11 protein-coding genes and 2 pseudogenes are annotated in these 12,423 nt (G+C 62.5%); 8 read left to right on the top strand and 5 right to left on the bottom strand.

Going from position 1 to position 12,423, the window contains the following annotated elements; translation table 11 throughout:
* Positions 1–75: 75 nt before the first annotated feature.
* Together JWR51_RS19290 and JWR51_RS19285 are read left to right on the top strand one after the other, a co-directional pair.
* The gene (locus JWR51_RS19290; protein ID WP_299751347.1) at positions 76–531 is read left to right on the top strand and encodes a carboxymuconolactone decarboxylase family protein; all 456 of its coding nucleotides are present in this window, start codon (positions 76–78) and stop codon (positions 529–531) included.
* A 78-nt stretch (positions 532–609) separates the two neighbouring features.
* Positions 610–930, top strand: a complete 321-nt coding sequence (locus tag JWR51_RS19285) for a multidrug efflux SMR transporter (protein WP_299751344.1) — start codon at positions 610–612, stop codon at positions 928–930.
* 162 nt (positions 931–1,092) lie between these two features.
* On the opposite strand, the gene JWR51_RS19280 is transcribed toward JWR51_RS19285, so the two are convergent.
* Complete coding sequence (locus JWR51_RS19280; protein WP_299751341.1) at positions 1,093–1,998, bottom strand: LysR family transcriptional regulator; 906 nt, start codon at positions 1,996–1,998, stop codon at positions 1,093–1,095.
* A gap of 119 nt (positions 1,999–2,117) precedes the next feature.
* Here JWR51_RS19280 and JWR51_RS19275 point away from each other — a divergent pair, with 119 nt between their 5' ends.
* Entirely contained in the window at positions 2,118–2,873 is a 756-nt protein-coding gene (locus tag JWR51_RS19275; RefSeq protein WP_299751339.1) for an SDR family oxidoreductase, read from the top strand.
* Between the two features lie 375 nt (positions 2,874–3,248).
* A pseudogene (locus JWR51_RS19270) lies at positions 3,249–4,142 on the top strand (ATP-binding protein); the annotation flags it as partial.
* A gap of 56 nt (positions 4,143–4,198) precedes the next feature.
* Here the strand turns inward: JWR51_RS19270 and cfa are convergent.
* Entirely contained in the window at positions 4,199–5,314 is a 1,116-nt protein-coding gene (gene cfa / locus JWR51_RS19265; protein ID WP_299751336.1) for a cyclopropane fatty acyl phospholipid synthase, read from the bottom strand.
* A 144-nt stretch (positions 5,315–5,458) separates the two neighbouring features.
* Here cfa and JWR51_RS19260 point away from each other — a divergent pair, with 144 nt between their 5' ends.
* A complete protein-coding gene (locus JWR51_RS19260) occupies positions 5,459–6,106 on the top strand; it encodes a cold shock and DUF1294 domain-containing protein (RefSeq protein WP_299751333.1) in 648 nt (215 codons plus the stop codon).
* Here the strand turns inward: JWR51_RS19260 and JWR51_RS19255 are convergent.
* The 3 genes from JWR51_RS19255 to JWR51_RS19245 form a co-directional block, all read right to left on the bottom strand.
* Complete coding sequence (locus JWR51_RS19255; protein ID WP_299751330.1) at positions 6,093–6,818, bottom strand: YafY family protein; 726 nt, start codon at positions 6,816–6,818, stop codon at positions 6,093–6,095. The two genes, JWR51_RS19260 and JWR51_RS19255, sit on opposite strands and share 14 nt — an antisense overlap.
* 72 nt (positions 6,819–6,890) lie before the next feature.
* Positions 6,891–8,006: an epoxide hydrolase family protein gene (locus tag JWR51_RS19250; RefSeq protein WP_299751327.1), complete on the bottom strand. Its 1,116-nt coding sequence runs from the start codon at positions 8,004–8,006 to the stop codon at positions 6,891–6,893.
* 75 nt (positions 8,007–8,081) lie between these two features.
* Positions 8,082–9,092: an aldose epimerase family protein gene (locus JWR51_RS19245; RefSeq protein WP_299751324.1), complete on the bottom strand. Its 1,011-nt coding sequence runs from the start codon at positions 9,090–9,092 to the stop codon at positions 8,082–8,084.
* Between the two features lie 136 nt (positions 9,093–9,228).
* Here JWR51_RS19245 and JWR51_RS19240 point away from each other — a divergent pair, with 136 nt between their 5' ends.
* The 3 genes and pseudogenes from JWR51_RS19240 to JWR51_RS19230 form a co-directional block, all read left to right on the top strand.
* The gene (locus JWR51_RS19240) at positions 9,229–10,257 is read left to right on the top strand and encodes a LacI family DNA-binding transcriptional regulator (RefSeq protein WP_299751321.1); all 1,029 of its coding nucleotides are present in this window, start codon (positions 9,229–9,231) and stop codon (positions 10,255–10,257) included.
* A 93-nt stretch (positions 10,258–10,350) separates the two neighbouring features.
* Positions 10,351–11,820 (top strand): xylulokinase, encoded by a 1,470-nt coding sequence (gene xylB, locus JWR51_RS19235; protein ID WP_299751318.1) that lies wholly within the window; start codon positions 10,351–10,353, stop codon positions 11,818–11,820.
* A pseudogene (locus JWR51_RS19230) lies at positions 11,817–12,423 on the top strand (xylose isomerase); the annotation flags it as partial. The gene xylB and the pseudogene JWR51_RS19230, both read left to right, overlap by 4 nt.

Raw genomic sequence — 12,423 nt, 5'->3', positions numbered from 1 at the left:
TATGCCAGATCATGGTTCTTCTATGATAGGCCAAGAAATCGATAGATGCAGTCCTCAACCAACAAGGATTTCATCATGAGCACTCGCCTCGACTATGCCAAAGCGTCCCCCGAAGGCTTCAAGGCCCTGGGCGGCGTCTATATGGCCGTTCAAAAGTCCGGCCTGCCGAAAGACCTGATCGATCTAGTCTATCTGCGCGTCTCGCTGATCAATGGCTGCGCCTATTGCATCGACATGCACTCGCGCGACCTGACCAAGGGCGGCCTTGCGGTCGACAAACTGGTTCTGGTGCCGATCTGGCACGACGCCGGTGCGGTCTTCACCGCTCGCGAACGCGCCGCCCTGGCCTGGGCCGAAGCCGTCACTCGCGTTTCCGAATCCCATGTTCCCGATGCCGATTATGCGGCCGCCGCCGCCGAGTTCAACGACAAGGAACTCGCCGACCTGACCTATGCGATCGGTCTGATGAACGTGTTCAACCGCCTCGGCATCGCCTTCCGCGTGCCCCCGGCCGCTGCCGCGAACGCCTAATCTCCATCGGCGGGCGCTCGGCGAACTTCCTCCATCCGCCGGCGCCCGCTGACCCCTCATTCAAAATGGAGCTGTGCCATGGCATGGGCTTTTCTCTGCATCGCCGGCCTTCTCGAAATCGGCTTCGCCTTCGCCATGAAGTCGTCCGAGGGTTTTACGCGATTGGTCCCCGGCCTGCTGACCGTCGGCACCGGGCTATCGAGCGTGGTGCTATTGTCGCTCGCCATGCGGACGCTGCCGATGGGCACCGGCTACGCTGTTTGGACCGGCATCGGCGCGGCGGGAACCGCTGTTCTGGGCATCGTGCTGCTGGGCGACTCTGCATCGCCGCTGCGAATTCTGTGCATCGTGCTTATCCTGGCCGGCGTCATCGGCCTAAAGCTGGTCTCGGGAAACTAGGCTACTCAGCATTTTCCCGATCAGGGCCTGCATGCACCCCTGCCTACTATGGCACGGTGGAGATATCGAGCCGAGTTCTGGATCCGCCCAGGCTATCAGCAATGGCGGATTCAGAACTCGGCCTATCATCTTAGACCAACCAGATAACGCACCATATGGACGCTATACGTCAGCGACCTTCGCGAACAGCACAGCCACCCAGTCGACGAAGACGCGTATCTGGGCGTTAAGGTGCCGGTTCGGCGGATACATCACGTAGAGCGGCATTGAATGCCGAGACCAGCCGGTCAACACCGGAACGAGCGTACCGTCATCAAGGTGGGGCTGGGCCACGTATCGGAAGGTTTGGCCAATCCCCAAGCCAGCAATCAAACTGCTGAGGTGAGCGGTGCTGTCATTGACTGCCGCCATCGAGCGCATATTGATTTCGATCGTCTTTTCACCCTGCCGGAAGAGAAGTGGAAATGGCTTTCCGGAAAGCGAAGAAAAATAGCTCGCCAAGATGTGGCCATGCTCAAGATCCGATGGCTTTTCCGGCACACCGAAGTTGGAAAGGTATCCGGGCGCAGCGCAAGTCACGAAGCCCAGTTCGCAGATACGCCTTGCGATCAAAGATGTATCCGCCAGGGCGCCACCCCGTATCGCGCAATCCACACCCTCGTTGATAAGGTCTGCTGGTCGATCGCTGACACCCAACTGCACCTCGATCTCAGGATACAGAGCCCTAAATTCTGGCAGTGCTGGTATAAGAATGGAATTGGCAAGCGACGAGCCGATGTCCAACCGCAAACGGCCCTTGGGCTGTGCCCGCGCATTGGAAGCAACCGCGTCCATTTCATCGATCTCGGCAAGCAGGCGCACCGCTCGCTCATAATATTCAGCGCCCTCGGGCGTCACATTCAGGCTGCGTGTGGTGCGTTGGATCAACTTGGTACCGAGGTGGTCCTCAAGATCGGCAACCAGTTTGCTGGCGGTCGAGCGTGGCAATTGCAGCGCGTCGGCCGCTTTTGCAAAGGCTCCCGTTTCCGCGATGCGCACGAACGTTCTCATGGCGAGAAGTTGATCCAAGCAGGAAATCCTCCGAAGGTATTATGCATCTACATGGATTAATAAAACAAGAAATCGCACTTTATGCAAGCTGCGTGGTCACTACTTTCAGTCGGTAACAACCAACTGGAGTAGGCTTCATGTCTCAAAAACTCGAAGGTAAGATTGCTGTCGTCACCGGCGGCACCACCGGCATTGGCCTGGCCACGGCCAAGCTGTTCGCGGCCGAAGGGGCGCATGTTTTCATCACCGGCCGCCGCAAGCCCGAGCTTGATGCCGCAGTCGCCGCTATCGGCGAGAATGTCACCGGCATCCAGGCCGACTCCGCCAAGATGGACGATCTCGATCGCCTCTTCGAGACGGTCAAGGCGCAGAAGGGCCGCATCGACGTACTGTTCTCCAATGCCGGCGGCGGCAGCATGCTGCCCCTCGGCGGCATCACCGAAGAGCAGTTTGACGACACCTTCAACCGCAATGTGAAGGGCCTTGTCTTCACCGTGCAGAAGGCTTTGCCGCTGCTGTCCCAGGGCGCTTCGGTCGTCGTCACCAGCTCGACCACGAGCAAGAAGGGCACCGCTAATTTCAGCATCTACAGCGCCTCCAAGGCCGCCGTGCGCAATATCGTGCGCAGCTGGATCCTGGATGTGAAGGATCGTGGCATTCGCTTCAACGTCGTCAGCCCCGGCTCGACCGAGACCCCGGGCCTTGTGGACCTGGCTGGCCCCGATAAAGCGCAGCAGCAGGGCCTGCTCGGCTATCTCGCCAGCACCATCCCGCTCGGCCGCGTCGGCCAGCCTGAAGAAATCGCCAAGGCGGTTCTATTCTTGGCCTCCGACGATGCCAGCTTCGTCAATGGCGCCGAGCTGTTCGTCGATGGCGGCCAAGCGCAGATCTGATCGCCGCTCTGTGACGGCGCGACTGGCCGCGCCGTCATTTCCCTTTGCGACATGCGCCAGGAAATCCAATGCGAAGCATCATTTATCACCGGTATGGCGAGCCAGCCGACGTCCTGCAAGTGACCGAAGCGCCGGCCCTGCCAGCACCCGGTAATGGCGAAATCCTGATCCGGGCGACAAGCCGGCCAATCCATCCCGGCGGCCTTACTCGCAGTGTCGATTGTCAAGAGCGTCTCGTCGCCCTGTGCTTGGAGTTGTCCGGCAACGCGCTATAGAGCGTATTTTCCGGCGTCTGCTATCTCAAAATGAGAGCAAAAACCGGACCGTCCCCTCTCCACCCCATTGCGGGCATTTATCACAAGGGACATTTGTGCACACAACATGCTGATGATCGGCCCCCCCGGCGCTGGAAAATCCATGCTGGCGGCCCCCCTGCCCTCCATCCTGCCGCCGCTCAATCCGCGCGAGCTGCTCGATGTGTCGATGATCCAGTCCATCGCCGGGGAACTGGCCGGTGGCGCCATTTCCGACCGCCGCCCGTTCCGCGCGCCGCATCATTCCGCCTCGATGGCAGCTTTGGTCGGCGGAGGTCTGCGTGTTCGGCCCGGAGAGGTCAGCCTCGCTCATAATGGCGTGCTGTTCCTCGACGAACTGCCTGAATTCGCCGCCCAGGTGCTCGATAGCCTGCGCCAACCGCTGGAGTCAGGCGAAACCGTCATTGCCCGCGCCAATGCCCGCGTTACTTATCCATCCCGCGTACAATTGATTGCGGCCATGAACCCCTGCAAATGCGGCATGGCGGGCAGTCCGGGCCATACCTGCAAGCGCGGTGCCGCCTGCGCCGGCGATTACCAGTCCCGTGTCTCCGGGCCCTTCCTCGACCGCATCGATATCCGCATCGACGTCCCTGCCGTCAGCGCCGCCGATATGATCGCCCCCGGTGGTGCCGCTGAAGCCTCTTCCGTGGTTGCTCAGCGTGTCCATCTGGCGCGTGAACGCCAACGCGAGCGCTATCTCGAAGCTGGCGCTCCCGGCGTCTACACCAATGCCGCCGCCGGTCCGACCCTGATCGAAGCCGTGGTCAATCCCGACCGTGAGAGCCAAGCCTTGCTGCTGCAGGCGGCCGAGCGCTTCTCGCTCTCCGCCCGCGCCTATCACCGGGTGTTGAAAGTCGCCCGCACGCTGGCCGATCTCGCAGGCGCCGAAAAGGTCGCCCGCTCCCACATTGCCGAAGCCCTCAGCTACCGCATCAACCTGGCCATGACCTGATCTGTGACCGTTCGGTGACCGGCTTTGCGGTGGAAAGTTTCACGTGAATCCTTGACTCATCGCACGCTAGTATAGCCACCCGGCACCCCATGAGGCGACAGCACCACTTGCCACAGCCCGATATTGCGGGCCCGGAACACAGCCGCGAACGAGGTCAGGTAATAGCGCCACATGCGGTAGAAGCGCTGGTCGTATTGATCGGCCAGCTTTGGCCAGGCCGCCTCGAACCGCTCCAGCCAGGCCATCAGCGTCTTGTCGTAGTCGGCACCGAAATTGTGCCAGTCCTCCATCACGAACAGCTTTTCTATTCCCGTGCCGATCTGCGCGATCGAAGGCAGCATGCCATTGGGGAAAATGTACTTTTCGCTCCACGGGTCACCATGGCTGGTGGTGGTGTGGCCGCCGATCGAGTGCAGCAGCATCAACCCGTCATCCACCAAAAGCTCGCGCGCCTTGGTGAAGTAGGGCCGGTAATTCTTGTAGCCGACATGCTCGAACATGCCGATCGAGATGATGCGGTCGAATTTGCCCTCGAGCGCCTGATAATCCATCAGCCGCGTTTCGACCGGCAGGCCTCGCGTGCGCTCATTGGCCAGCGCCGCCTGCTCCTTGGAAATGGTCACGCCCACCGCGCTTACCCCATAGCGCTCGGCGGCGAACTGCATGAACCCGCCCCAGCCCGAGCCGATATCGAGAATGCGCATGCCCTTCTCCAGCCCCACCTTGCGGCAGATCAGGTCGAGCTTGGCCTCCTGCGCGGCGTCAAGCGTGGTGGCGTCCTGCCAGTAGCCGCACGAATAGATCATGCGGCTGTCGAGCATTGCGGCATAAAGCTCATTGCCGATATCGTAGTGCTTTTCGCCCACTTCGCGCACTTTAAGGCGCTGCATATTCAGCAGCTTGCCGCGCAGCACGCTGCCTATCAGCGCCAGGTCGGGCCTGAAATTGTCCTGGATATGGGCCGATACCAGCCGGAAGATGAACTGGTCGATCGCCTCGGCGTCCCACCATCCATCCATATAGGCTTCGCCCAGCCCCAGCGTGCCCTGGCTCAGCAGGCGCCCATACAGCGCCTCGTTATGGATCTGCGGATCCCAGGGATTGGGGCCGTTGATGACCACCCCTGTCTTTTTAAGTTGCGTCTCAATGAAATTCTTGGCGGTGCTGGACATGATTTAATTAGGATGCTGATGGTTGCGGAAACGGCCTATGTTAACTCCATCGTCAATCGACGATCAATAGGAATCTGACGATCCTAAAAATCCATCGCCCGCTAACGCCTTGCCGCTAAATTGGTTGCGGTACGGAGCAGACCAATGGCCCAGCATGGCGAACTGATTGAGTGGAACGACGAGCGCGGTTTTGGCTTCATCCACCCCGATGGCGGCGGCCCGCGCATCTTTGTGCACATCTCGGAGATCGCCCGCATCGCCACTCGCCCGCAACTCGGCGACCGTGTCAGCTACGCCATCGGCCGCCGCCGCGATGGCGGTCCCGCCGCAGTCAATGTCAGCATTGCGGGGGCCAATCCGGTCAAGGGCCGGGCCCTGGCGCGGGGCAGCGAGCCCGCACCCAGCCCAAAACGACGCCATGCCGTCCGCTACTACGCCGCGGCCATCCTGGCCGCACTGGCGCTGGCCGGCGCGGCAATCGGCTCCGTGCCCCTGTTGCTGCTGCTCACCTACTCGGTCATGGGCATTGTTTCAGCCGCCGTCTATTATGACGACAAGCGCCAGGCCGAAGCCGGTGGCTGGCGCACCAGCGAAGCGCGGCTGCACGGTATCGATCTGCTCTTCGGCATTATCGGCGGCCTCCTGGCGCAGCAAATTTTTCGCCACAAGACCGCCAAGCCGGAATTTGCCCTCACCTCCGGCGCCATCGCCGCGCTGCATGCCTTGCTGCTGATCGGCCTGATTAGCGGCCGCCTGTCCATGGGCGAACTCGCCAACCTTATTCCGGGTTAGCGGCGGCTCTGGCCGCCGCCCATTCGGCCCATTCGCGCTCCTGTTCGGCCCGCCATTCCTTGACCATGGCCAGCCGGCGCCGCCCATAACGCTCCTCGATCGGTGTCAGGACCGCGATGCGGTCGGTGCGGAAATTGCGAAACGCCTCGCGCATGCAGCACCAGGCGACGATGATCTGCTTGCCCTCGTAATAGGCCAGTTGGATCGGCCAGATGCTGCGCTCCGAGGTGCGTCCGCCCTCGTCCTCATAGGCGATATGCAGCGCCTTTTCCTGCCGCATCGCCAGCCGGATCTGACCTAATATCGCCACCGGCGGCCGTTTGCTGGCCACCAGCACCGGCCACAGCCCGGTATCGTTGATCTTGTCGCGCAGGTCCTCGGGCGAGGCGGTAGCAATCTTGGCCAGCGCATTCTGCGCCGCTCCCGCCAGTCCATCGTCCGGCTGCGCCTGCACCCAGCGCGCGCCCAACACCAAGGCTTCCAGTTCCTCGGCCGAAAACATCAGGGGCGGCAGGAAGAACCCGGGCTTCAGCATATAGCCGACCCCCGCTTCTCCCTCGATCGGCGCGCCCAGCCCGATAAGGGTCTGCACATCGCGATAGAGCGTGCGCACTGAAACATTCTGCTCTTCGGCCAAAGCCGCTGCCGTAACCGGCCGCCTATGCCGCCGCAGCGCATCCATAACCGCGAACAGGCGCTCTGTTTTGTCCATGGTTCGTTCTCCTCTGGACAAAAGGCATGCCCGATTCCCCGGCCGCCGCCAAGCACCTCGCTGCGTTGGCCGTCAGCCAATCTGCGCATGAAAGCCACGGATATCGGCGGCAAACTCCTCGGGAAATTCCAGCGCCGGGAAATGCCCGCCGGCCGTTGCCTCGGTCCAGCGCACGATATTCTGCAAATGCCGCTCGCCCCAGGCGCGCGGCGCCGGCATGTCGCCCGGCGGAAGGTAGATCCCATGCGGCACCTGATGCGGCGGACCCGGCTTGATCAGGTCGGGATCGGCAAAGGCTTCCTTATAGAGCCGCACCGACGAGCCGATGGTCTGCGAGAACCAATAGACCGAGAGGATCGTGCACAGGTCATCCAGCGCAAACGCCGTCTCGATCGGCCGCTCGGGCTGGTTCCAGCCCTGGAATTTTTCAGCTATCCACGCCGCCAGCCCCGCGGGCGAATCGTTCAACCCCACCGCCAGCGTCGCCGGCTTGGTGCCCTGGATCATCGCATAGGCGCCCTCGGCGAAGGCCCAATAATCGATGCCCTTGAAGTAGGCCACTTCCTCTGGCGTGGGCTCGTCTGGCCGGGCGAAGCCCGAATAGACATTGGAATAGTGCGCCCCGATGATCCGCTCAGGCGCGGTCTTGACCAGCACCATTTCGACCCCGCCGCCCAGGTCCGAGCCGCTGATCATGAACCGCTCATAGCCTAGCCGGCTCATCAGCTCGGCCCAGAGCGGCGCCACCTTGGTCAGGTTCATGCCCGGCGCTGTTGGCTTACCGGAAAAGCCGTAGCCGGGCAGCGAGGGAATGACGATATCGAACGAGATGCCGTCCACCTCCCGCGTCAGCAGCGGCACGATCGGCAGCAATTCGACAAAATTGGAGGGCCAGCCATTGGTCAGCAGCAGCGGCACATGTCGCCCGCCTTCGCCCTTCATATGGACGAAATGCACGGTTTCGCCGTCGATGGTGTCGGTAAACTGCGCAAACCCATTGAGCCGCGCCTCGGCGGCCCGCCAATCGAATGCTTGGCCCCAGTGGCTGATCAGCCGGCGCAGAAACCCGGTCTCGATGCCGTAGTCCCACCCGACATCGTCCAATGCCTGCGGCAGCCGCGTATCCGCCAGCCGTACCTTGAGATCTTCCAGCGCGCTGTCATCGACGGCAATCTGAAACGGCATCATGGCAAATCTCCACGCGGCGAGGTGCCGCGTGAATATCAATGCGCCAGGGCCCTGACAGTTCGAGTCAGCAGGAAATCAGGCGATTTCGAATTCGCACCAGTGGCTATATGGCCGTTCCGGCGAATGAATCACCGACGGAAAGTGCGGATTGTGCACGGCGTCGGCAAAATTCTGGTCCTCTAGGCACAGCCCCGAATGCTTGCCATAGCGTTTGCCGTTGAGCCCCGGCACCGCGATATCGGTCCAGACGCCATTATAGACTTGGACGCCCGGCCGGTCGGTCCACAGCCTCAGCGTTAGTGCCCCATCTGGCCCCTTCACCACCGCGATCGGCTCGGCATGGCTGCGCCCGGTATCGAGCGCCAGCCCGATATCATAGGCCACCGGATCGCCCGCGTGGTCGCGCATGATCCGGCCCGCGCGCAAATCGTACTGCATTCCCGCCGACGGCAGGATGGCGCCGGTCGGGCACAGGTCTTCGCCCAGCTCGGTATAGGCGCTCGAATCCACCTGGATATGGTGGTCGAGCACATCATTGCCGGTCCCGAGGTTGAAATACTGGTGCTGCACGAGGCTGATCGGCGTCGCCCGGTCGGTGGTCGCCTCCAGCTCCAGGCGTAGTTTGTTGCCGGTCAGCCGATAGGTGGCGGCGAAATTGACGTTGCCGGGATAGCCCGAGGCGCCGTCCGGGCTGAAATGGGTGAAGCGCACCGCATTGGTGCCGCTATCGGCCTCGCCGTCCCAGACCTGTCGGCCCAGCCCCTCGTTGCCACCATGCAGATGCAGTGCTCCGGCATTGGGCGGCAGGTCGTAGCGCTTGCCGTTGAGGTCAAACGAAGAGCCTTTGATCCGGTTGGCGACCCGCCCGGCCAGGGAGCCGAAATGCGGACTGTGCTTGGGATAGGCGTCGAAGTCGTCGAACCCGAGCACGACTGAACGAAGGCCGCCATTGACCGGCACGCGCCAATCGCGCACCACGCAGCCATAGGAGATGATATCGACCGCAACCCCGGTTTCACTGGTCAACCGAAACTGGTCGACCCGCTTGCCCTTGAACTCGCCAAATGCCGAAACTTCGATTGCCATTGCATGCCCCTTCGTCTTTTGCGGGGAACGTGTAGCCTGCTTTCCGGCCCACCTGCAACGTCGCACTTGACCTTTTGGCCGCCCCTGCCGACTGTGGCAGCACAGAATTCAGGGGTGACGATTGGACGAGATCGGCATGAGACGGCGCGCCACCGTCCACGATGTGGCCCGTGCCGCCGGGGTATCGCTGGCCACGGTCGACCGCGTGCTCAATGGCCGCGCCGGCGTCAGCCCAGCCACCACCGAAAAAGTCGAAACCGCCATCGCAACCCTGGGTTTCCAGCGCGATCTGTCGGCCTCGCTGCTGGCCCGCGCGCGCGATCTGCGCGTGGTTTTCATCATCCCCGATAGCTCCAACGAGTTCATGGCCGGCCTGGCCGACGCCGTCGCCCGCCGCGCCAGCGAGGCGCCGGCCGATCGTCTACAGCTCACCACCATCCGCCTCAAGGCGCTGGATGCCGATGCGCTGGCGCAAAGCCTCGATGGCCTTGACCCGCGCGATTGCGACTGCGCCGTCATCGTCGCCAGCGAGGACGCGTCGGTGCTGACCGCTGTCGACCATGCCACCCGCCGGGGCGTCGTAGTGATGACCCTGGTGTCGGACCTGCCCGGCTCGGCCCGCCGCCACTTCATCGGCATCGACAATGTTGCCGCCGGCCGCACCGCGGCCTCGCTGATGGGCCGCTTTTGCCCCCAGGGCGGCAAGGTCGCGCTCATTGCCGGCTCGCTGCATCTGCGCGATCACCGCGACCGCCTCGAAGGGTTTCGCGCAGCCATCGCCGCCGAATTTCCCGCAGTTACCCTGGTAGGCCCCATCGAAGGCCATGACGAGCGCGCCGAAACCGAGGTTCTGGTGGGCCAGCTTCTCGACACCCATCCCGACCTCGCCGGTATTTACAATCTGGGTGCAGGTAACTCTGGCCTCGTGGCCGCGCTCGACGCATCGCACCGCTCCGGCAGCATTCGTGTCATCGCCCACGAACTGACCGAGCCTACGCGCAATGGCCTACGCACCGGCTCCATCGACGTGGTTCTGGACCAAAATCCCGATGGCGAAATCCGCGCCGCCATCGCCGCTGCGCGGTCCCTGGCCTTGGGCGCCAGCGGCATCGCCAAAACCGACCCCATTGAAATCGGTATTTTCCTGCGCGACAATCTACGCTAAGAAGCACGCCATCCATCAAATCGGCGCTAGCCCAAAAATGGGCAGGGAGGACGTTCAGATGTTGTTTGCACCTTGCTCGGAGGTACGTACCTCATGAGCGCAACCTTTCTCGGCATCGACATCGGCACCTCCGGCGTCAAGGCGCTGCTGATCGACGAATCAGGTCGCGCTTTGGGCGAAGCCACGGCTCCCGCCGTCGAGCCCGTTCGCCCCCATCCCGGCTGGTCCGAGCAGAACCCAACCGATTGGTGGACCGCTACGCTGGCCGCCATCGACAAGCTGTCGAAATCCAACCCCGAGCAGCTCAAAAATGTTCGCGGTATCGGCCTCTCCGGCCACATGCATGGCGCGACGCTGCTGGGTAAAAACGACGAGGTCCTCCGCCCCTGCATTCTCTGGAATGATGGGCGTTCGGCCGCCGAATGCGCAGAAATGGAAGCCGCGCTCCCCACTTTGCGCGAGCTCGCCGGAAATATCGCCATGCCGGGCTTCACCGCGCCCAAGATTGCCTGGGTGCGCAAGCACGAGCCCGAAATCTACGCCAAGATCGCCAAGGTGCTGCTGCCCAAGGCCTATATCCGCCTGCTGCTGACCGGCGAGCACATCGAAGAAATGTCCGACGCCGCAGGCACGCTCTGGCTCGATGTCGCCAAGCGCGACTGGTCGGACGAACTGTTGGCCGTCACTGGCCTCAACCGCTCGCACATGCCGCGCCTGGTCGAAGGCTCGGCCCCCTCAGCCAATCTCAAATCCGAATTCGTGTCCCGCTGGGGCATGAGCGGCGATGTGGTCATCGCCGGCGGCGCTGGGGATAATGCCGCCGCTGCCTGCGGTATCGGCGCCATCCGTCCCGGCGAAGGCTTTGTTTCGCTCGGCACTTCGGGCGTTATCTTCGTCTCCAACGAGCGCTTCAGCCCCAATACCAATGGCGCGGTCCACGCTTTCTGCCATGCCATCCCCAATACCTGGCATCAGATGGGCGTCATCCTGTCGGCCACCGACAGCCTCAACTGGCTCTCCCGCATGACCGGCCAGCAGCAAGCCGACCTGTCCCGCGCCGCCGAAGCCCAGTTCAAAGGCCCGGGCGAGGAAATCTTCCTGCCGTACCTGTCGGGCGAACGCACCCCGCACAACAATGCCAATGCCCGCGGCTCTTTCACCGGCCTTAGCCAGAGCACCGAACCGGCGCAACTGGCTCAGGCCGTCATGGAAGGCGTCACCTTCGCCTTCCGCGATTGCCAGCGCGTCCTCAATGATGCTGGCACCAAGATCGATCGCCTTCTCGCGGTCGGCGGTGGCTCAAAATCCCCGCTCTGGCTCAAGATGATCGCCACCAACCTGAACATGGAAGTCGCCCTCCCCGAGGATGGCGATTTCGGCGGGGCGCTTGGCGCCGCCCGCCTGGGCCTCTGCGCCGCCACCGGTGCCGATCCGGCCAGTGTCATGGCCATGCCCGCCATCAAGACCGTGATCGCCCCCGACAAGGGTCTCACCAATGCCTACGCCGACCAATATGCGCGCTATCGCGCACTCTATCCCGCCATCGAGGAGGCACGGACGTGACTGATTTCTTCAAGGGAATTTCGCCGGTGAAATTCGAGGGGCCATCAAGCTCCAATGCGCTGGCCTACCATCACTACAACAAGGATGAAATCGTCCTCGGCAAGCGGATGGAAGATCATATCCGCCCCGCCGTCGCCTATTGGCACACCTTCGCCTGGGAAGGCGGCGATCCGTTCGGCGGCCGCACCTTCGATCGCCCGTGGTATGACAAGGGCATGGAAGGCGCCAAGCTCAAGGCCGACGTGGCGTTCGAACTGTTCGACCTGCTCGATATCCCGTTCTTCTGCTTCCATGACGCCGACATAGCGCCCGAGGGCGCGACGCTTGCCGAAAGCAACAGGAACGTCCGCACCATCACCGAAATCTTTGCCCGCAAGATGGAAAACAGCCGCACCAGGCTCCTCTGGGGCACGGCCAACCTCTTCGCCAACCGCCGCTACATGTCCGGCGCCGCGACCAACCCGGATCCGGATGTATTCGCCTATGCCGCCGGCCAGGTGAAGAACGTGCTGGAAGTCACTCACGAGCTCGGTGGCCAGAATTATGTGCTGTGGGGTGGCCGCGAGGGTTATGAGACGCTGCTCAACACCAAGATCAAGCAGG

The sequence above is a fragment of the Devosia sp. genome (assembly GCF_028290625.1).
GTDB lineage: Bacteria > Pseudomonadota > Alphaproteobacteria > Rhizobiales > Devosiaceae > Devosia.
This window is presented reverse-complemented; position numbering and strand designations above follow the sequence as displayed.

What these genes read in the sequence shown, in the direction of transcription:
- JWR51_RS19290 (WP_299751347.1), top strand. Translation starts at nt 76, where the DNA reads ATGAGCACTCGCCTCGACTATGCCAAAGCGTCCCCCGAAGGCTTCAAG.
- JWR51_RS19285 (WP_299751344.1), top strand. Translation starts at nt 610, where the DNA reads ATGGCATGGGCTTTTCTCTGCATCGCCGGCCTTCTCGAAATCGGCTTC.
- JWR51_RS19275 (WP_299751339.1), top strand. Translation starts at nt 2,118, where the DNA reads ATGTCTCAAAAACTCGAAGGTAAGATTGCTGTCGTCACCGGCGGCACC.
- cfa (WP_299751336.1), bottom strand. Translation starts at nt 5,314, where the DNA reads ATGTCCAGCACCGCCAAGAATTTCATTGAGACGCAACTTAAAAAGACA.
- JWR51_RS19260 (WP_299751333.1), top strand. Translation starts at nt 5,459, where the DNA reads ATGGCCCAGCATGGCGAACTGATTGAGTGGAACGACGAGCGCGGTTTT.
- JWR51_RS19255 (WP_299751330.1), bottom strand. Translation starts at nt 6,818, where the DNA reads ATGGACAAAACAGAGCGCCTGTTCGCGGTTATGGATGCGCTGCGGCGG.
- JWR51_RS19250 (WP_299751327.1), bottom strand. Translation starts at nt 8,006, where the DNA reads ATGATGCCGTTTCAGATTGCCGTCGATGACAGCGCGCTGGAAGATCTC.
- JWR51_RS19245 (WP_299751324.1), bottom strand. Translation starts at nt 9,092, where the DNA reads ATGGCAATCGAAGTTTCGGCATTTGGCGAGTTCAAGGGCAAGCGGGTC.
- JWR51_RS19240 (WP_299751321.1), top strand. Translation starts at nt 9,229, where the DNA reads ATGAGACGGCGCGCCACCGTCCACGATGTGGCCCGTGCCGCCGGGGTA.
- xylB (WP_299751318.1), top strand. Translation starts at nt 10,351, where the DNA reads ATGAGCGCAACCTTTCTCGGCATCGACATCGGCACCTCCGGCGTCAAG.